This is a genomic window from Stackebrandtia soli (assembly GCF_965137155.1).
In the GTDB taxonomy this organism is placed as follows: domain Bacteria; phylum Actinomycetota; class Actinomycetes; order Mycobacteriales; family Micromonosporaceae; genus Stackebrandtia; species Stackebrandtia soli.
Genome location: NZ_CBCRZX010000066.1, coordinates 1 through 18,736, shown reverse-complemented (window position 1 = coordinate 18,736; position 18,736 = coordinate 1). Strand labels below are relative to the sequence as shown.

Annotated in this window: 16 protein-coding genes; 7 read left to right on the top strand and 9 right to left on the bottom strand. The window is 68.0% G+C overall.

Annotation, left to right across the window (positions count from 1 at the left end; genetic code table 11):
• Positions 1–192 precede the first annotated feature (192 nt).
• Positions 193–492 carry a DUF397 domain-containing protein gene (locus tag ACM9NP_RS22740; RefSeq protein WP_415648807.1) on the top strand — a complete coding sequence of 100 codons (300 nt, stop codon included), beginning with the start codon at positions 193–195 and terminating at the stop codon, positions 490–492.
• Positions 493–619: 127 nt separating this feature from the next.
• Positions 620–1,195 carry an HhH-GPD-type base excision DNA repair protein gene (locus ACM9NP_RS22735; protein ID WP_415648806.1) on the top strand — a complete coding sequence of 192 codons (576 nt, stop codon included), beginning with the start codon at positions 620–622 and terminating at the stop codon, positions 1,193–1,195.
• 6 nt (positions 1,196–1,201) lie between these two features.
• Here the strand turns inward: ACM9NP_RS22735 and ACM9NP_RS22730 are convergent, their stop codons facing one another.
• Both ACM9NP_RS22730 and ACM9NP_RS22725 read right to left on the bottom strand, forming a co-directional pair.
• Positions 1,202–1,660 carry a PIN domain-containing protein gene (locus ACM9NP_RS22730; RefSeq protein ID WP_415648805.1) on the bottom strand — a complete coding sequence of 153 codons (459 nt, stop codon included), beginning with the start codon at positions 1,658–1,660 and terminating at the stop codon, positions 1,202–1,204.
• Positions 1,660–1,920 (bottom strand): DUF2191 domain-containing protein, encoded by a 261-nt coding sequence (locus ACM9NP_RS22725; RefSeq protein ID WP_415648804.1) that lies wholly within the window; start codon positions 1,918–1,920, stop codon positions 1,660–1,662. The genes ACM9NP_RS22730 and ACM9NP_RS22725 overlap by 1 nt, the downstream gene beginning before the upstream one ends.
• 431 nt (positions 1,921–2,351) lie before the next feature.
• Between ACM9NP_RS22725 and ACM9NP_RS22720 the strand changes: the two genes are divergently transcribed.
• Genes ACM9NP_RS22720 through ACM9NP_RS22705 form a run of 4 tightly spaced genes read left to right on the top strand, consistent with a single transcriptional unit; the run spans position 2,352 to position 10,038 of the window.
• Positions 2,352–4,085, top strand: a complete 1,734-nt coding sequence (locus ACM9NP_RS22720; protein ID WP_415648803.1) for a stealth family protein — start codon at positions 2,352–2,354, stop codon at positions 4,083–4,085.
• A 36-nt stretch (positions 4,086–4,121) separates the two neighbouring features.
• On the top strand, positions 4,122–5,081 hold the full coding sequence (locus ACM9NP_RS22715; protein ID WP_415648802.1) for a hypothetical protein: 960 nt from the start codon (positions 4,122–4,124) through the stop codon (positions 5,079–5,081).
• Positions 5,078–7,894, top strand: coding sequence for a stealth conserved region 3 domain-containing protein (locus tag ACM9NP_RS22710; RefSeq protein ID WP_415648801.1), 2,817 nt, complete (start codon positions 5,078–5,080; stop codon positions 7,892–7,894). Before ACM9NP_RS22715 ends, ACM9NP_RS22710 begins: the two co-directional genes overlap by 4 nt.
• On the top strand, positions 7,891–10,038 hold the full coding sequence (locus ACM9NP_RS22705) for a PIG-L family deacetylase (protein ID WP_415648800.1): 2,148 nt from the start codon (positions 7,891–7,893) through the stop codon (positions 10,036–10,038). Before ACM9NP_RS22710 ends, ACM9NP_RS22705 begins: the two co-directional genes overlap by 4 nt.
• 28 nt (positions 10,039–10,066) lie before the next feature.
• Here the strand turns inward: ACM9NP_RS22705 and ACM9NP_RS22700 are convergent, their stop codons facing one another.
• From ACM9NP_RS22700 to ACM9NP_RS22675, 6 genes are all read right to left on the bottom strand, one after another.
• On the bottom strand, positions 10,067–10,654 hold the full coding sequence (locus ACM9NP_RS22700) for a hypothetical protein (protein WP_415648799.1): 588 nt from the start codon (positions 10,652–10,654) through the stop codon (positions 10,067–10,069).
• Between the two features lie 232 nt (positions 10,655–10,886).
• A complete protein-coding gene (locus ACM9NP_RS22695) occupies positions 10,887–12,233 on the bottom strand; it encodes a UDP-glucose dehydrogenase family protein (protein ID WP_415648808.1) in 1,347 nt (448 codons plus the stop codon).
• Positions 12,234–12,418: 185 nt separating this feature from the next.
• On the bottom strand, positions 12,419–13,279 hold the full coding sequence (locus ACM9NP_RS22690) for an ABC transporter permease (RefSeq protein ID WP_415648798.1): 861 nt from the start codon (positions 13,277–13,279) through the stop codon (positions 12,419–12,421).
• Positions 13,266–14,327 carry an iron-containing alcohol dehydrogenase family protein gene (locus ACM9NP_RS22685; RefSeq protein WP_415648797.1) on the bottom strand — a complete coding sequence of 354 codons (1,062 nt, stop codon included), beginning with the start codon at positions 14,325–14,327 and terminating at the stop codon, positions 13,266–13,268. Before ACM9NP_RS22685 ends, ACM9NP_RS22690 begins: the two co-directional genes overlap by 14 nt.
• Positions 14,315–15,043: a phosphocholine cytidylyltransferase family protein gene (locus ACM9NP_RS22680; RefSeq protein WP_415648796.1), complete on the bottom strand. Its 729-nt coding sequence runs from the start codon at positions 15,041–15,043 to the stop codon at positions 14,315–14,317. The genes ACM9NP_RS22685 and ACM9NP_RS22680 overlap by 13 nt, the downstream gene beginning before the upstream one ends.
• A 439-nt stretch (positions 15,044–15,482) precedes the next feature.
• Entirely contained in the window at positions 15,483–16,364 is an 882-nt protein-coding gene (locus ACM9NP_RS22675) for a TatD family hydrolase (protein ID WP_415648795.1), read from the bottom strand.
• Between the two features lie 204 nt (positions 16,365–16,568).
• On the opposite strand from ACM9NP_RS22675, the gene ACM9NP_RS22670 reads away from it, so the two are divergent.
• A complete protein-coding gene (locus ACM9NP_RS22670; RefSeq protein WP_415648794.1) occupies positions 16,569–17,924 on the top strand; it encodes a hypothetical protein in 1,356 nt (451 codons plus the stop codon).
• Here the strand turns inward: ACM9NP_RS22670 and ACM9NP_RS22665 are convergent.
• Positions 17,921–18,430: a GbsR/MarR family transcriptional regulator gene (locus ACM9NP_RS22665; protein WP_415648792.1), complete on the bottom strand. Its 510-nt coding sequence runs from the start codon at positions 18,428–18,430 to the stop codon at positions 17,921–17,923. The two genes, ACM9NP_RS22670 and ACM9NP_RS22665, sit on opposite strands and share 4 nt — an antisense overlap.
• Positions 18,431–18,736 lie beyond the last annotated feature (306 nt).

Below are 18,736 nucleotides of genomic sequence, written 5' to 3'. Positions count from 1 at the left end.
CCCCACCGTCCACTCCGCTTGGTTGGCCAAATGTCGGAAACACGCCTGATTTCGCAATTTGCCCAACCAAGCGGAACTTTTGCCCAACCAAGCGGNGGTGGGTGGGGGCCGGAACGGGAGTGGGGACAGAGTGGGTGTGAAGGGCTAGGTCGGTTGGGGCGCAAGCGATCCGCGAGATACAGTAGCGTCTTCGTGCCGCTATCGTCATGTCCACAGCGGCCTTTCCCCTCGCAAGGAGTCTCCACAGTGATCGTCAGTCGATGGCGTAAGTCAAGCCACAGTTCCAGTCAAGGCGGTGCATGCGTCGAGTGGCGCAAATCCAGCCGCAGCAGTAGCCAGGGGGGTGCGTGCGTGGAGGCCCGGACCCCCACCAGTGGCCTGTTCCAGGTGCGAGACAGCAAGCTCGGAAACGATTCCCCGATCCTAGGCATCGATCGCGGCGAGTTCGCGGGGATCGTCACCGCGATGAAGGCCGGCCGACTCCACGGCTGACCGCGTACGACCGGCGGCGTGTCATCGGCGGCACCGGCACGTGGGCGATCCTCCGCCTCGTCGACTGACGCCCTGACACGCGTCTCACGCGGCCCGAGACCTCGGGACAGCCTCTACACTCCCGCGTATGGAGCTGCGACTGGCACAGAACGCCGAGGCCGACGAACTGCTGTCACGGAGTCGGCTGGCCGACCTGATCGGGATGCTCCTCGACCAGCAGGTGCCGATGGAATGGGCGTTCACCGGGCCGCACACCATCGCGCAACGTCTCGGTGTCGACGACCTCGACGCCACGCAGATCGCCGAATACGACCCCGACGCGTTCGCCGAACTCCTGTCGCGGAAACCCGCCGTGCACCGTTACCCGGGCTCGATGGCGAAGCGCGTTCAGCAGCTGTGCCAGTACCTCGTGGAGCGATACGACGGCGATGCCACGAAGCTGTGGACCGACGTCGACTCCGGCGAGGAACTGCTCGAACGGCTGAGAGCCCTCCCCGGTTTCGGCGAGCAGAAGGCGAAGATCTTCCTGGCGCTCCTCGGCAAGCAGCTCGGCGTCACCCCGGACGGCTGGCGCGCCGCCGCCGGCGACTACGGCGCGGACGGGTCGTTCCGGTCCGTCGCCGACATCACCGGCCCCGAATCCCTCCAGAAGGTCCGTGACCACAAGAAGCAGCTCAAGGCCGCCGCCAAGAAGACGGCCTGAACTCGGTCAGGCCGTCGACATGTGGGACCGATCCTCCGTTCGCGATAAGAGCGAACCGCGAGGAGCCACCCACTCGTGTGGCTGGCCGGTGATCTCGGCGATCCTCTCGAAGTCCCTGTCGTAGTGCAGGAGACTCACGCCGTGGATCTCGGCCGTCGCGGCGGTCACGAGCGCGGGCAGCCGAAAGTCCCTGTGCCAGTCCTTCTCGGCCAGCTTCGCGTGGACGTCCACGGCCCGACGCATCGCGTCCGCCGTCACGTCCATTCGCAGTAGACCATCCATCCACTTCCGCAGCTCGGCGTACACTTGCGGATCCGGTGCGGCACTGAGGAACTCGAGCGCCGTCGTCTGGCACAGGCCGAGTCGACCCGCCAGCATCAACCCGTCGCAACGATCCTTCACGACCTCATGGCGGAAGCGGAGCACCCACACGGACGTGTCGGCGAGATAGAGCGCTCTGGGCATCAGTATCTCTCCTCGTCGTTCCCGCGGGCGTCCGCTTCGAGCCGGGACAGGTCTCGTCCGCCGTCGTAGGCGAACGGATCGATCGGACGGGAGAAGTCCATCGACACGCGGTCGAGGACGTCGATCGCCACCTTCGCCATGTGGCGCGCCGCGACGCACTGAAGGGCGCTGTTGATGGTGGCGACCTTCGTCGTCGTACCGAGTTCCTGTTGCGCGGCCGTCAGCCACTCGTCGTTGACGTCCACGGTTATTCGAGTCATGTTCGCGAAGTTACATCGATCCCTGAGCGTCATTGATGCGCAACGCCGAGTCGACGACGCACCAAATTTCGTCCTGTTCTGGTGCCTCCCGAAAAAATCTCGACACACCCGAGCGGGTGACGGAAAGTATCACTGTGCACTCTTGGTGATAGTGGGGCGTATTGGTCATATACGGCGACGAGGTGATCGTGGCTGATAATCTTGGGCACTCGAAAGCGCCTCGGCCCGCGGTGACAAATCGTGTTCCGGGGCGTTCGCGGGAGCACGGGTTGGCGCGCGAGACGTGACCCTCAGCTGGGTCGACGGCTGGCGAGCGCCGTCGCGAGCCCCCGCCTTCCAAACAACATCGGTAAAGGTGTGATCCGGCTGTGCTGACCCGCAACCTCACGGCATCAACCCCGGCCCGCCCTGCGATGGGTGAGTGACGGTCGATGCGGCCCATCTATCGTTTCGCGCCCAAGCCGTTGCGTCGTGCCGTCATCGGGCTGATTCCGCAGGCCAGGCGGATGTCGTTGACGCGCAGGCTGTCGCGGTCCCGTATGCATTTGTCCATCGCCGCTCCCGGCAATACGCGCATCGTTCGCGACGAACGGGCGCTCGTTCGGGCAACTGTGACTTCGGCCACTCCGCTGGCGCTGCGGCGATCGAATCTCGACGCGGCGATCGACGCCATGCGGAGACTCGGGATTCCTTACTTCCGGGTGACCTCGGCGAACCCGTTCGGGACGGCCGTCGGGGTGCCGCTGTCGGCTCAGGGCAAGATCCGCACCGAGCTGGCGCGTCTACTCGAGGGCGACACCCGCTACTCATTGCGCTGGCGGTCCGTCGACGACTCGACCACGCGGCGACGTTCCGGGTCGGGCGTGATCCTGCGGGTGTTCCAGGCGGTGTCGGCGCCGGACGGCCGGGCCGTATACGGGCAGCGGTTCGGCTGCGACATCGAGTTCTGGACGCAACGGGGCGAGCGCCTGATGGCCCCGCGCAAGAACCCGGTGACGCCGGAGGTCGACGCGTCGCGACCGGTGACGCAGGCGCCGGAACACGTCTTCGGTTCCTTCGCGGGTCCGTTCGACGACAAGGCGTACCAGACTCGCGACGAGTTCACGGTGACGCCGCCGGACCGGGTGACCTTCCCCGTCGACGCCGTCTACACGTGGGTGAACGGCGACGATCCGGCGTGGCGGGAACGCAAGCACGCGGCGATGGTGGAGCACACCGGAGTCAACACCCTGAACCCGATGGCGGCGTCCGATTCCCGGTACACGAACCGGGACGAGCTGCGGTACTCGCTGCGGTCGTTGCAGGAGAACGCGCCGTGGATCCGACACATCTACATCGTCACGGACGATCAGGTGCCGACGTGGTTGAACGTCTCGCACCCGAAGGTGACGGTCGTCGACCACAAGGAGATCTTCGGTGACACGGGGAAGCTCCCGACGTTCAACTCGCACGCGATCGAATCGCGGCTGCATCGAATCGACGGTCTGTCGGAGCATTTCCTCTACGTCAACGACGACATGTTCATCGGCCGTCCCGTCACGCCGGACATGTTCTTCTCCCCGAACGGGTTGAGCTACTTCTTCCCGTCTCCGGCGATGGTGGACCTGAATCCCGCGTCGGTGAAGGACTCCCCGGTCGACGCGGCCGCCAAGAACAACCGCACGCTCATCGAGCGCCATTTCGGCAAGACGACGGTGCGGAAGATGAAGCACATCGTGTATCCGTTGCGGCGCAGCGTTCTCGCGGAGATCGCGCAGAGCTGCCACGCCGAGGTGGAGGCGACGGCGAGCCACCAGTTCCGGCACCCGTCGGACCTGTCGATCACCTCCTCGCTCTACCACTATTGGGCGTACTGCACGGGCCGCGCCGTGCCCAGCAAGGTGTCCTACATGTACGCCGACCTGGCGGATCCGTCGACGCCGCTGCGGCTGTCGGAGCTGATCTCCAACCGCGACATGGATTCGTTCTGCCTCAACGACACCGACGCCGACGCGGTCCCGCTCGAGTTGCAACACCGGGTCATCTCGGACTTCCTCGCGACGTACTTCCCCAACGCCACCTCGCTGGAGTTGCCGAAGGCGACGCCGCAACTGCATCGGCAAAGAAAGGAATCCGACTCGAGCCCGCCCCAACAACCCGATCCGACGCGCTCCGCGTCGGTGTGATCGTCCCGTCGTCCCGTGTGAAAGCAGTGGTTCCGCGTGCAATTGACCCGCCGCATCAAGTCGGCCAGAGACCGTGTCCGCGCTACGGCGCGCGGCGTGACCGTCCTCGCGCAGACGAGAGGCGCGCTGACGAACGCGGGCAACGGGTCGAACCTCTCCCGGTCGCGTTCGGAGTCGACCTTGAGGCCGCTGCATCTGTCGCTGCTGGACGGTCAGACGCTGAACCTGTGCGTTCCGTTGGACGAGGTCGACGGCCCCGTCGTGCTGCGGGTCGGCGGGCGGCGCGGTTCGATCGCGGCGTGGCCGATGTCCGTCGGACGCGGCCGGGCCGACGTCACCGCGCTGATAGATCCACAGTGGTTCATCCCGGGGTTGACCGAGCCGGAGTACCTGGGCTTCAAGGTGATGGCGGGTTCGACGGTCTATGACGTCCTCGCCCCGCCTCCACACCACCAGGGCGGGCCGACCCTCGCGACGCCGCCGCGCCCCGACCTCGGCATGGCGTTGAGCCTGGCGACCGGCTATCGCGGCCGGGCGTTCGTCCGCGTCGCCCCCACCCCGCCGCGCGCGGAGGTCACGGCCACCCGCGCGACGTGGACGACCCTCACCGTGTCAGGCCGCGTTCTCGGGATCAACGCCCAGGCGCTCACCACCGACGTCGTCCACATCAACCACCGCGACTCCGGTGAACGGCACGCCGTTCCCGTCCACTACGACGGCGACCACTTCACCTTCTCCATCCCCGCGACGATCCTGACCGTCGCGGGGGACGGCGAACATGTGTGGGACTTCCGGCTTCCGACGGCCGGTGGCCCGCTGCGGCTGGGCCGGTGGATCAGCGACCTGCGCGACCCCAAACAGGTGTTGCGCCGCCCGCCCCGATACCTCGCCGCACCGGACGGAACCACCGTCCACGCCCAGTTCTACTTCACGCCCGCGGGCAGTCTCGCCCTGCGAACCAGTCCCCTGGCACCATCGAAGGGTGTTACGCCATGAAGATCACGTTCCTGTTGACCTGGGCGGACGAGATGGGCGGCACGGAGCTCGCGACGTTCAACCTCGCGGCGAACCTCGCCGACCACCACGACGTCGACATCCTCAGCGTCTTCAAGACCCAAGCGGAACCCTTCTTCCCGGTCGACGAACGCATCCCCGTTCGTTACCTGATCGACCGGAGGACGACCCCACAGCGTCCGATCGACGACCCCGACGGGCTGTCCGTCACGGACCTCTCGGCGCTGGCGGGAATGCGCAGCGAGATCATCGACCCGGGATGGGAGAAGGTGTTCAACCGCCTGTCTGACTTCGCGATGACGGACGCGTTGACGGGCCTGGACACGAACGTGCTGGTGACGACGTCACCCGCGCTCATGGCGGCGGCCGTGACATACGCGCCAGCGGCCGTGCGGACGATCCACGCGGAGCACCGGCCGTCCCAACTGCGTGGGCCGACGGGCGAACCACTGCTGATCTTCGGCCCGCGCCTCGACGCCCTCGTGTCGCTGACCGACCGAACCCGCGAATGGTTCGCCGAGTCGTTCAAGGCGGCGGCCCCGGTACTCGTCGCGATCCCGAACGCGGCACCGGCCGAGTACGTCCCGAAGTCGACGCGAACCTCCAAGTCCATTGTGTTGGCCCGGCGGCTCGTGCCCGACAAACAGGTCGACCACGGGATTCGCGCCTTCGCGTTGATCAAGGACCGTTTCCCCGACTGGCGTCTTCGCGTCTTCGGCGACGGGAGCCAGCTTCGTCGGCTTCGCCGCATCACGGAGGACCTCGACGCCACCGATCAGGTCGAGTTCGTGGGGAGTTCGCCCCACATGGCCGACGAGTGGGCGAAGTCCTCGATCTGCCTGTTGCCGTCGCGCAGCGAAGCGTGGGGCCTGGTGCTGGTGGAGGCCTTCGCGGCCGGTGTCCCCGGGATCGCGTACGACGTGTTGACCGGTCCGGCCGAGATCATCCGACACGGCGTCGACGGGCTGCTCGTCGCGGCCGGACACGTCGAGGGCCTCGCCGACGCGATGGCGGAGCTGATGAGCGACCCGGTCCGGCTCGACGCGATGGGCGAGGCGGCGCTCGCGGGCGTCGAGCGCTTCTCGCCGGAGCGGGTGACCGCGAGTTGGCTGGATCTATTGGAGCGCTTGACGACCGGCGAAAGCGACGCCGAGCGACAGGTCGCCAAACGTCGCCGGATGGCCGCGCAGGCCGCGACGACGGGACGGCGCTTCGCGACGGCGGTGCCCGCCGAACGCCTGACCCCGACCGACTTGAGCCACCAGGAGCGGGAGGAGGCGATCCTCGCGACCACCCCGGGCCTCACGATGTCGGGTGGCCGTCTCGCCCAACAACGGGACGACCTGCTCGCGAACGACGCGGCGCTGGAGAACCTCGATCTCGTCGTCGACACGCTCGAAGAGGCCGGCATCGTCCACTGTCTGCTCAGGGACGGCGGAACGCAGCACCGCATCGCGGTCGACGCGGCGGACCAGGAGGCCGTGTGCGCCGCGTTCGCCCGACGCTTCGCGGGCCAGCCGGTCTACGCCGAGCTCGTCGCGCCGCGAGGGGACAAGCCGGGGGCCGTCCTCGCCGAATCGTTGACGTCCATCCGGGGCGCGGCCGCCCTGCGGATGTTCCGACCGGTCGTGTCCTCCAGTCGGACCCTCCGCTACGGCCCGGCCTTCGGCTGCGACGTCGAGTTCTGGACTGTTGACGACAGTGGACAGTTCGTGGGTCCGACGCGCTCCACCTCGCTCGGGAAGAGCCTGCCGAGTCTCGTTCCCAACGCGCGCTACCGGCAGGGAAACCGCGACTATCCGACGCTGAAGGAGTTCACCGAGGACCTGGCGTCGGACGTGAGCTTCCCGATCGACGCCGTGTACACCTGGGTCGACGACTCCGACCCCGAGTGGCTCCGCGTGCGGTCCGCGCACCAGGACACCCCCGGTGACGCGAGCGCCGCGCGCTTCCGCAACCGGGACGAGCTGCGTTACTCACTGCGGTCCGTGGCGATGTTCGCGCCGTGGGTCCGCAACATCTACATCGTCACGGCGGGTCAGACGCCCGACTGGCTCGACGCCGACCACCCGCGGATCACGATCGTCGATCACCGGGACCTCTTCACCGACCCGTCGGTGCTGCCGACGTTCAACTCGCACGCGATCGAGACACAGCTTCACAACATCCCGGGGTTGTCGAACCACTTCTTGTACATCAACGACGACGTCTTCCTCGCGAGGCCGCTCACGCCCGGCAGGTTCTTCCAGAGCAACGGATCGACGCGGTTCTTCCACACGCCCACCCAGGTGCCGATCGGCCCCGTCGTGGACGACGACCTCGGCTACTTCGCCGCCGCGAAGAACAATCGGGCGCTTCTGCGGGGCAAGTTCGGCCGTGTCGTGACGAACGGCTTCGCGCACGCTCCGCATCCGCTGCGCAAGGACGTCCTCGCCGACATCGCGCAGACCTTCGCCACCGACGTCGACCGGACCGCCGCGAACCGATTCCGGCACAACACCGACATCTCCATGGCGGCGTCGTTGCACCACCACTATGGATTCTTCTCGGGGACGGCGGCACCCGGTTCGATTCGTTGTCAGTACATCGACCTCGGAAACTACGACCACCATCCCCTGTTGACGAGACTGCTGTCGGTGCGCGGCTACGACACCGTCTGCCTCGCCGACTCCGATTCCGAAGAGGTCAGCGCGACCGAGCAGGAGCTCGTCGTGCGGACCTTCCTCAACGCGTACTTCCCGGTATCCGGCCCCTGGGAGACGCCTTCATCGTCGCCGAAGGAACGTCCATTATGACCGGATATCCGACCTACTTTCCGCCGCCACCACCGCCCCAGCCACGCCGCGTCGGACCGACCCGCCGCAAAGTGCTCGCGCTGGGCGCGGCCGGCGCCGGAGGAGTCGCGGCGATCGGCGTGGGCGCCTCGCTGTGGGCGTCGAGCGGGGGCGATCAATCGAACGCGACCGAGCTGGCCGACAAGCTGCGCGCCGACCACATGCAGGTGATCGCGCACCCGGACGACGACCTGTTCTTCAACAATCTGGACATCCTGAACGGCCTCGCCTCGGGCGCGTCGCAGATGACCGTCTGCTTGACCTGCGGGGAAGCCGACGGCTTCAACGGCAGCAAGGCCCGAAAGGGCGGCAAGCCCGACTTCCAGGGCTATACGGCGGCCCGCTATCAGGGCCTTCGATCGGCGTACGCGTACATGGTGACGGGCGACGCCGACGCCCCCTGGACTCGCGAAGCGCTGCCGCTGGGGCGCGGGCACGTCGCCGAGATCGCCACATTGGACGGTAACGACTCGGCCAAGCTGGTCTTCCTCAACATGTGGGTGAACGCGCAGCTCGTCGACGAGGTCGAGAACGGTCGGCTCTACCACCTGTGGCAGGACCGGTCGGACAATCAGCCGACGATGGTCGTACCGGGTTCGCCCGTCACCGGCACGTACCGGTACACCCGCGAGGACGTCCTGAACACCCTGACGGAGCTGTTCCGAATGGTCAGGCCGCGCGTCATCCGCACGATGGACCTCGACCCGGACAGCCAGGTCCACAACGACGACAACCGCCAGTACGCCGATCAGACCGGCTTCTCGGACTCATACGACCACACCCCGACCGCGCTGTTCACGTGGGCGGCGTACCTGCGTTGGCGGGAGTCCGCGGGCGGCCAGGACGCCCTCATCACGTCCTACCGCGGCTACTACAACCGCCGCTGGCCCGCGAACCTGAGCGAGAACGCGCTCGAACGCAAGGCACCGCCCATCGACATCTACGGCTGGAACGACCACCGCGTGTGCGGCGCCGAGTTCGGCTGCGGGGACTTGAACGTCAGCGGCATCGGGACGACCGGCGGATACGGCCTCAGCACCATCGTGCGGTACCCCGAACGGACGGACTGGGCGATCCTCGGCAACGGGGGCCGGATCAACGCCGTCACGACCATCGGCAGTCGAGTCCTGTACTGGACGGAACGCGAGCCCGGCTCGGGGACCTGGACGGAACCCGTGCCCCTGAACAACGACTACCTCCTGCCGGAGCCGACCGTGGCGCCGGCGGGCGACGGAACCTGGTCCATTCAAGGGATCCGGCCGAAGGTCACACCGAGCAACCAGAACCACATCCGCGAGATCGTCCGGGCGGACATCCCCGGCAGGGCGGCGATGGCGTACTGGGAGACCCTCGGAAACCCGGCCGCGATCAACGCGGACCCGGTGGAGCGACGCGGAGTCGGCCAACCGGTGTTCCTGCGCGGGCGCGACGGGACCCGATACGTGTTCGCGCGCAACTTCGACCGCTCCTTCAGTTACCGGCGTCGTTCGGACGACACCTGGTCGGACTGGGAGCTCGTGTCCGGCCCCACCATCCAGGACGGTCTCTCCGCGATCGTCGGAGACGGTGGGGCGATCCACGTGTTCGCGGCGGGGCAACGCGGAATCGTGCAGTGGACGTCCACCGGGGGCGGATGGACGTACCGGGAACTCGACGGTGTCTCGCCCGCCGCTCCGCCGACGGTGGCGCGGCTCGCGGACGGACGGATCGCCGTGGCGACGCGGGAGGCTGAGTCGACGGAGGTCGTGCTCTACGTCCTGACGTCGGACGGTCACCAAGTCGAGGGCGGGGCGCGGATGCTGTCCGGCAGGACCGGTACCGGATCCGTCGCGATGCTTCCGTGGAAGAACGCCAATCCCGGTGCGACGCTAGCGATCCGGACCGATTCCGGCCAGGTCTCCTTCGCCGAGTGGGACCCGAACCGCGACCGTATGGAGTGGACGGAGCCCGACGGGCCGATGTGCATCGGGCTTCCGAGCCTCGTCTTCGACGCGAACAACGTCGCCAGGGCGCTCATGCTCGGACACGACGCCCGTCTCTACACGGCGAAACAGGGCGCCGACGGGAGCGGGCCCATCGCGGGATGGAAACAGGTCGAAGCCTGACCGCCGCCCGTCCGCGCGGCGGTCAGGCTCAGAACTTGAGCGTGTCGAGGATGACGTTGCAGCCTTCGAGGACCGCCGCGTCCTGAGACTTCTTCTGGCAGCCGATCTGGACCAGCTTGTTGCCGTCGAAGAAGTAGTCCGAGTCGTAGCGGATGTTGTCCTCGCCGGAGGGGCCCGGGACCACGATGTAGCGGTGGTACCCCGCGCGGCCGTTCGACAACGACGGGTAGATCACGCCGGATTCGTTGAGGTTGTCGACCTTGCGGATGTAGCCGTCGACGAGGGCGTACAGCTGGTCGGCGTCCATGCTGTCCGTGTCATAGGGAAGCACATAGGACATCACCCAGATGATCTCGTGCTCGCCGTTCTCGACGCCCTGGAGTTTGAAGGAACGGGCCGACCAGTCGTCGAACAGCGGAGTCAGGGGCTCGTAGACGTCCTGCTCGACGAAGTTCTGCGGGATGTCGAACTCGACCTCGACCGGCGCGTTCGGGTCTACCTTGGGCTCTTTCTTGGCATTCGGGTCCTCGCCACCGCAGGCGGCCAGGCCGAGCGCGAGGGTCGTGGCGCACAGTGTCGCCGTGAGCCGCCGGACGAAACGGGTGGATGCAAACAACGGGGGACTCCTTGTGACAGCAGGCAAGCCTTCACGAGAATACTCACCGACGGCCGCGAGCGCATCAGCCAGTCAGGCCGAGCCGCGTGGGCACTCCGGATGCATTTCCGTGATGGTGTCGGTGGAACCTCACGGCCGCAAGGGAAACACCTGTCGCCGGGTGCCGTGGAACGGAGGCGATCCTCGGCGGGCGGCGTAGAGAACCGTGATCACGGACGCCGCGAACGATCCGTCAACCGCGTCCCATGCCGCGGTACGTCCAGCCCGCGTTGCGCCACAGTTGGGGGTCGAGGCAGTTCATGCCGTCGAGGACGCGTGGCGAGGCGACGAGGTCGGTGAGGGCCTCCGGGTCGAGGTGGCGGAACTCCTCCCACGCGGTCAGGACGCACACGAGCTCGGCGCCGTCGACGGCCTCCATGAGCGACGCGGCGTACCGCAGCTGCGGTTCCTGGGCGCGGGCGTTGTCGACTCCGAGCGGGTCGTAGACGGTCACGGAGGCACCGGCACCGGCGAGTCTCCGGGCGATGTCGAGGGCGGGGGAGTCGCGGATGTCGTCGGTGTCGGGCTTGAACGTCGCGCCGAGGACGGTGATCGGGACGCCGCTCAGTTCGGGGCCGGCGGGGCCACTGCCGCGACCGGTCAGGTCGGCGGCCATCCGGACGGCCTTGGAACGGCGGCGGATGTTGATGGCGTCGATCTCGGAGAGGAAGCGCAGGGACTCGCCGACACCGAGTTCCTCGGCGCGGGCGGACAGGGCGCGCAGGTCCTTCGGCAGGCAGCCGCCGCCGAAGCCGATGCCGGCGCGGAGGAACTTGTTGCCGATGCGGGCGTCGTGACCGATCGCCCGGGCGAGCGCCGTGACGTCGGCGCCGGTGACCTCGCAGATGTCGGACATGGCGTTGATGAACGAGATCTTCGTCGAGAGGAACGCGTTCGCGGCGACCTTGACGAGTTCTGCGGTGGCGAAGTCGGTGACGACGAGCGGCACGTGCCGGTCCTCGAGCGCCGCCAGCTCGAACACTCCCTTGTGGGCGGCGTGCAGGAGGTCACGGGCCCAGTCGCTCTGCGCGGCGAGGACGACCCGGTTGGGGCGCAACACGTCCTGGACGGCGTTGGCCTCCTGGAGGAATTCGGGGCTCCACGCGACCTCGACCTCGACGTTCTTCGGCGAGTGCTTGTCGATGAGCTGCTGCACCCAGGACGACGTGCCGACGGGGACGGTGGACTTGCCGACGATGATGCAGCGTCGGGTCAGCCGCGTCGCCAGGGTCGTGACCGCTGATTCCATGTAGGACAGGTCGGCGGAGTGCGAGTCGGGGCGCGAAGGCGTTCCGACACAGAGGAAGTGGACGTCGCCGAACTCGGCGACCTCGTCCGGGTCGGTCGTGAATCGCAGGCGTCCCGTCGCGAGGTTCTTGCGGACGAGCTCCTCCAGGCCGTTCTCGTGGAAGGGGAGCTCGCCCGCGGAGAACTTCTCGACGCGCCCGGCGTCGACGTCGTATCCGAGGACCTCGTAGCCGAGCTCGGCGTAACAGGCGGCGTAAGTGCCTCCCAGCGGGCCGACGCCCAGGAACGTCAATCTCGGTCGCTGGGCGCCCGAGGTGATGATGAGTTCGGCGTCGTTGGGGAGGTTCGTGTTACGCATGCTTAGCCTGCCGTTCTGGCTGTTCGGGTCACGGTTCAACCGTACCGATCGGGCGGGGATCACGGGATTCTAACGATTCGACGGCCGTCGCACGCGCACGACGTCACGACGGGGTGACTTTACAGCTCCTTCAGCACGGTCGGCTCAAGGCGGTAGAACAGCCAGCGACCGAGGAACAGGACGACGACGCTCGTCGCGACGCTGGAGACGACCAGCTGCCAGCTGAGCGTGCCGAGGCCCGGAATCCACGCGTAGTGGTGCATCTCGATGATGCCGACGAAGGGGTTGGCCTGGTAGAGGACCTTCACCCAGTGCGGGACCTTCTCGGCCTCCAGGACCATGGCGAAGGGGTAGATCGTCGGGGCGGCGTAGAACAGGACGCGCATGACGAGCCGCATGAACCGCTGGACGTCCCGGAACAGGACGTTGATCGTCGCGAGGACGAACGCCAGACCGGTCAGCAGCATCGCCTGCACGAGGATGGCCGCGGGCAGCACGAGCAGGTTCCAGCTGAAGGTGCCGCCGCCGAAGATCGCGAAGGCGATGAGGATCGGGAGCCCGGCGAGGAACTCGGCGAAACGGGCGAAGACCCGCGCGACGGGGAAGACCTCGCGGGGCACCCGCATGGTGCGGATCAGCGTCGACTGGGAGGTGAGACAGGTGGTGGACTCGCTCATCGCGGACGACGCCCACATCCAGGCGAACATGCCGGAGACGATGTACAGCGAGTACGACACGCCGTCGGGCAGGGCGTTCTCCTTGGCGTACAAGACGCCGAAGATGAACCAGTAGATTCCGGCCATGCCCATCGGTTCGATGAGCGACCACAGATAGCCAAGGGCCGAGGACTGGTACTTCACGGCCAAGTCGCGCTGGACCAAGACTCGCAATACGTTGCGGTGGCGCCACAACGCGGTCGTTCCAGTGGTCTTGGGGAAGATCCGCTTGGGGCGGGTCGGAGTTGCGTTAGTCGAGCTCATCAACGAAATCCATAATCCTTGCGCGCAACGTCGAGACGTCCAGAGCGAGGTGCTCCAAAATGGTGTATCGACCGGGGCGGGTATGTGGCGCATAGGCTACCGCCGCCGTGAACTGATCCACCGTAAGCCCCAAGTCTTGGGGGGTGCGCGGCAGGTCGTGCCGTCGCAGTGCGGCCGCCATCTCGGCGAACAGGGCAGTGTCTCCGCGCAGGAACGTCGCGAGCAGCGCGCCCGCGGCGACCTGCTCGCCGTGCGTCGACACGTAGGGGTGCTGTTCCTGGAGCGCGTGCGCGATCTCGTGACAGGCGCCACTGCACGGCAGCGAGGAACCCGCGACGGCCATCGCGGTTCCGCCGAGGACGTGCGCGTTCGCCAGGCTCGTCAGGAAGTCGTCGTCGGTGAGGGCGCCGGGGTGCCGCAGGACCGCTTCGGCCCCGGCGCGGGCGAGCGCGATGGCGAGCCCGTCGATGGGTTCGCCGGTGGCGGAGTGGCTGAGTTCCCAGTCGGCGGTCGCCGAGAGGTTCGACAGGGCGTCGCCGACACCGGAGGCGAGCTGGCGAACGGGCGCCTCGCGCACGTAGTCGAGGTCGATGATGACGGCGATGGGGATGTGCGAGCCGTAGGAGATGGAGTGCCCGTCGCGGTCGAGCGACGCGAGCGGCGAGGCGACGCCGTCGTTGGCGAGGCTCGTCGGGACGGACACCATCGGCATGCCCTGCTGGAAGGCGGCGTACTTGGCGGTGTCGATGACGCGTCCGCCGCCGATGCCGACGACGGCGTCGAAGTTGCGGGAACGCAGTTTCTCGGCGAGGTTCATCGCGCCGGCGTGGGTTCCGGCGCCTTCGGCGAGGGTGATGACCTCCGCGCGGGAGAGGCCTTGGCGGGCCTGTTCGGCGGCGCGGGCGCCGATGCCGGGTCCGACGACGACGGCGACGTCGCCGCCCGCCGAGATGCGCCGGTCGGCGAGCAGGTCCCCGAGGTGGGCGATCGCCCCGGAGTGCGTCTCGACGGCGAGCGGCGCGGTGACGGTGCGCGTCAGCAGCGGCATGCGAGCTCCCTGGCGAGCGCCAGGTCCGTGTGGTCGTCCACCTCCACCCACTCGACGTCTCCAATGGACACGGCGTGCAGGTTCGGGCCGGAGTCGGCGAGCAGCTGGAAGGCGTCCTCGTAGTACAGGTTCGGATCGCTCTTGAACGTCCGCTCCAACGCGGCCGTCAACTCGTCGGCGATGGACGCGCCGATGTGCGCGACGCCGATGTACTCGCCGAAGGACGTTTCGGGCGGCATGAGCTTGGTGATGCGGACGACCGCGCCGGAGTCGTCGACGGTGACCTTCATGGCCTCGTCCGTCAGCGTCTTCACCGAGTCGACCGCGAGCCGGATGCCGTCGCGTTCGTCGGAGAGGAGCGTCTTCTGGATGGAGGCGGGGTGCACCGTGTCGCCGTTGACGAGGAGCGCGCCGTTCGCGTAGAACTCGCGGGCGTGCCACAACGAGTAGGCGTTGTTCCAGTCGACGCGGTCGTTGTAGACCAGGTCGAGGCGCATGCCGTAGCGCACCGCGAGCGCGTCGGCGCGGGCCGAGATCGCCTCGGACGCGTAACCGACGACGATCGCGGTCTGCGTGACGCCCGCCGCCGCGAGGTTGCGCAACGCGATGTCGAGGATCGTGTCGTCGCCGTCCACGGGGAGCAGCGTCTTCGGCAGATCATCGGTGTCGGGCCGCAGGCGTTGTCCCTGTCCGGCCGCCAGCACTACGCCTTGCACGATCGTTCTCCTTCGGGGCTGTCGCGGTCCTGCGGACCGCTGCGGATCTCGCCCGGTCGATGGGACGCGGGTGGTCGCCGTTCTCGAACCGGTTGCGGCTCACGCGACACGGCGGCCAATGCTACCGGGTCGAGCGCGACCGGTATGCCCCCGAGTGTCCGACCCTCGACCGCTTTCGCCGTCCGTCCAGGCCTCGTGGTCGTCTCCGTTCGGGGTCCCCGCCGACCGAGCGGGATGAACGGGTGGGCGGCGCCGGACTCATGCCGGGTGGGGTTGGGGCCGCGTCGGCGCGCGGCGTCACCTCGTCGGGCCGCCGTGTCGTCGGAGGGATGGGCGGACACGCTGGGCGGCAACGGTTCGCGTCGAGCCATGTCGACGCGCTGGGGAGCGCGCCNGGCGTGATCGCCCGGCGCTCAGACTGCCGGCGGGCCTTCCGTCGTCACCAGTCGCCGAAGGCGGTGGTCGTGTTCGCGTCGACCGTGGCGCACAACGATTCCAGGTCGCGATCGAGGTGGTTCGCGAGGAAGCGGACGGTCTCGCCGACCAGGAACGGCCCGTTCTTGCGTCCGCGCCACGGGACGGGCGCCATGAACGGCGCGTCCGTCTCGACGAGCAGCAGTTCCTCCGGGCACACCGCCACGGCTTCGCGCAGCATCGAGGCGTTGCCGAAGGTGACGTTCCCGGCGAAGCTCATGAAGTAGCCCCGGCGGCCGCATTCGCGCGCGAACACGGCGTCGCCGGAGAAGCAGTGGAGAACGACCCGGTCGGGGGCGCCCTCTTCGGCGAGGATTCGCAGGACGTCGTCGTGGGCGTCGCGGTCGTGGATCACGAGGGTCTTGTCGTACTGCTTCGCCATGGCGATGTGCGCGCGGAACGACCGCTCCTGTTGGGCGCGACCGGTCTCGTCGGTGCGGTAGTAGTCCATGCCGGTCTCGCCGAGCGCGCGGACGCGTGGTCGTTGGGCGAGCTTCTCGATCTCGGCGAGCGCCCCGTCGAGGTCGTCGAGTTTCGGCGCGTCGTTGGGGTGCAGGGCGACGGCCGCGACGACGCGGGAGTCGTGTTCGGCGAGCGCGACGGCCCATTCCGAGGAGGGGACGTCGATGCCGACCTGGACGACACGGGCGACACCGGCCGCGTGGGCGTCGTCGAGTTCGCGGGCGACGTCGGGGTGGGTCGGTTCGACGACGCTGGTGCGGTCGGTGTCCCACCCCCAGCCCGCGACGATGTCGAGGTGGCAGTGACTGTCGGCGATGGGCACCGGGAGGGGCGACGGGACCGGTGGGCGCTGCTCCTTGGCTGCGCGCTCTGTGCGTTTGGACATCTCGGACAGGGTGCCATACCGCTGGTCGAGCCGGGTGCGGACGTGGCGACGTTGTGGTGAACGTCGATGCCGTGTTGTTCCGACATCACGTCCCACTTTTCGTTACTATGCGAACACTATCGGTTAGATTCGCCGTTCGCGATGTCGTCGTCCCACCCTCCGCGCCGCTTCGGTGCATCCCCTTTGCGTTCAGGAGTCTGTGTCGTGGTCAATCCCGCCGTCCCCGCTTCGTTCGCGAGCCGGTTGTTCAGTAAACCGCTTCATCAGCGCACGGCGTCGTCGGTCGAGGGTGTCGCCTCGGCCGGTTCGGGCGTGGCCTCGTCGGCGCCGTTCCTGGATGTGTCCAAGCTGGACGTTCGCGCCGGTCGTAACTGGCTGCGTCTGCGTCTCGACGACTACGGCTGGGGTGAGCCCGTGCCGATCACCCTCGGCACCACCGCGCCGCGCGCCGTTCCGCTGCGGGTCGCCTGCGGCAGCGAGCGGATCGCGGTGTCCTTGGGCCGCAACGAATCCAGATTGCGCGAGATCGACCTGGTGACCCGACCCGGGGAGCCCGCCCTGGTGTGGGTCGCGCCCCGGGACGTCGGGGAGTCCGGTCGCGCGACCGACCGCATCGTCGTGTCCACTCCGGATGGCACGCTCAGCATCGCGGTGTGGGTGGAGCCGGTCTGCGGGATCTGGCGGTCCGACGCGACTGCTCGCGGGGACGCCGCGCCGTCGCCGGAACCCAGGGAGAGCGACGCCGCGTGGCAGCGAACCGATCTGGTGCACCGGTTCCCCGCGACGCGCGTCAAGGACGAGTTGATCATGTGCATGGACGCGGGTCGCGCCTGGCTGTACGGGCAGCGCCGTGGAGGTCGGAAGGCGCCCCGGCTGCTCGACTCGGCCGAGGTTCCGGGCGTCACCGGCCCGACGGTGACGGCGGTGCTGCCGCGCTCCGCCCACGAACCGGGTGGTTCCGTGTTCCATGGCGACGCGGGGGCGGGCGCGCATGTGATCGATGTGGAGGGATCGGCGGCGGTCGGGACGGCGCGCTGCCGAAAGGTCGCGGCCGCCGACGGCCACGCGTGGCGCACGGCGACCGTCCTCGCGGACGGCTCACTGCTGTTGTGCGACGGGGATCGGCGCTGGCGGCTGTACGACCCGGAGACGCGCACTTTCTCTACTGTGGGCGATACGCTGATGCCGTTGACCGGCGTGCCCCGCCTCGACCCGGACGGCTCCGTCGTCGCCGACGAGGTCCGGTACTTTCCGCCCTATCTGTGGCGTGGTCCCCGCCCGTTCATCAAGCACGTGCCGGGCGGTGACGGGCTTCGGTGCGGGGCCGAGTTCGCGATTCGGGCCGGTGGCGACAGCCTGGACGCCTCGGTTCGGGTCGGGCTGCTGGCGGTGGGCGGCGATCGCGCGATGCACTGGCTGCCGGTCGGACCGGTGCGGCAGACGACGCAGGGCAGTACGGTCCGTGCGGGTGCGCCGGTTCGTCCGGGGGACTATCGGCTGGTGGTGATGGACGGGAGCGGGGTGCCGTCGAACGCCGTTCCCGTGAGCATTGTGGATTAACCCGGGGTCTCGGACGACGATGGTGGATCGGGGCGCTGCTTGCGCCACTCCGCCCATTCATCCATCATGGATTCAAGGCGGTCGTGCAGGAAGAGGTAGAAGTCCCGCATCTCCCGCAGGCGGTCGCCCGCGTGCGAGGTCGAACCGCCGACCGCGTCGACCGCCGTGTCGACCTCACTCGCGAAGCGTTCCAGGAAGCCGGATTTGACGATCGACGCCGTGTACCAGCTCTGATCGGTGATCGCGTAGCGATTGCGCCGCGAGTTCGGTACCGCGATCCGCTCCGCCAGGCCGACGTGGGTCAGGTACTTCAACGCGCCAGAGATGGCGGCGGCGCTCACCCCGAGCCGGTCGCTCAGTTCCGCTGCCGTCAGCGAGTCCTCCTCGGCCGCGGTCAACGCCATGAGCACCCGCGCCGGCATGCGCGGGAAACCGTGGTCGGCGAGCATCGCGCCGAAGCGCTCGACGAACTCGCGCACGGCCGACTCGTCGCGTGACGGCACCATGAAATTGCTCCCCTCAACGTTTTGCGGTGGCGAAAGCCTATCCGAGGCAATAATTCATGATTTCATGAAACTTGTGTAACTTCTGAATCAGAACGGCGGCCGTTGCGCGCCCCGCGTTCTGGCGCCGTCGACCCGTCGACGTCACTCCTGCCCCAGATACGAACCGAACGAACACATGCAGCACCAGAAGATGAACGCCCCGAAGCCGAGCGCCACCATCACCGTCAGGAACTTCTGGTTGCTCCACCCGCGAATCGGCGACTGGTTCTCCGGCGGAAACGAGGGAGGCGGGGGCGGCGGCTGGGG

What these genes read in the sequence shown, in the direction of transcription:
- ACM9NP_RS22735 (WP_415648806.1), top strand. Translation starts at nt 620, where the DNA reads ATGGAGCTGCGACTGGCACAGAACGCCGAGGCCGACGAACTGCTGTCA.
- ACM9NP_RS22730 (WP_415648805.1), bottom strand. Translation starts at nt 1,660, where the DNA reads ATGCCCAGAGCGCTCTATCTCGCCGACACGTCCGTGTGGGTGCTCCGC.
- ACM9NP_RS22725 (WP_415648804.1), bottom strand. Translation starts at nt 1,920, where the DNA reads ATGACTCGAATAACCGTGGACGTCAACGACGAGTGGCTGACGGCCGCG.
- ACM9NP_RS22720 (WP_415648803.1), top strand. Translation starts at nt 2,352, where the DNA reads ATGCGGCCCATCTATCGTTTCGCGCCCAAGCCGTTGCGTCGTGCCGTC.
- ACM9NP_RS22710 (WP_415648801.1), top strand. Translation starts at nt 5,078, where the DNA reads ATGAAGATCACGTTCCTGTTGACCTGGGCGGACGAGATGGGCGGCACG.
- ACM9NP_RS22705 (WP_415648800.1), top strand. Translation starts at nt 7,891, where the DNA reads ATGACCGGATATCCGACCTACTTTCCGCCGCCACCACCGCCCCAGCCA.
- ACM9NP_RS22690 (WP_415648798.1), bottom strand. Translation starts at nt 13,279, where the DNA reads ATGAGCTCGACTAACGCAACTCCGACCCGCCCCAAGCGGATCTTCCCC.
- ACM9NP_RS22685 (WP_415648797.1), bottom strand. Translation starts at nt 14,327, where the DNA reads ATGCCGCTGCTGACGCGCACCGTCACCGCGCCGCTCGCCGTCGAGACG.
- ACM9NP_RS22675 (WP_415648795.1), bottom strand. Translation starts at nt 16,364, where the DNA reads ATGTCCAAACGCACAGAGCGCGCAGCCAAGGAGCAGCGCCCACCGGTC.
- ACM9NP_RS22665 (WP_415648792.1), bottom strand. Translation starts at nt 18,430, where the DNA reads ATGGTGCCGTCACGCGACGAGTCGGCCGTGCGCGAGTTCGTCGAGCGC.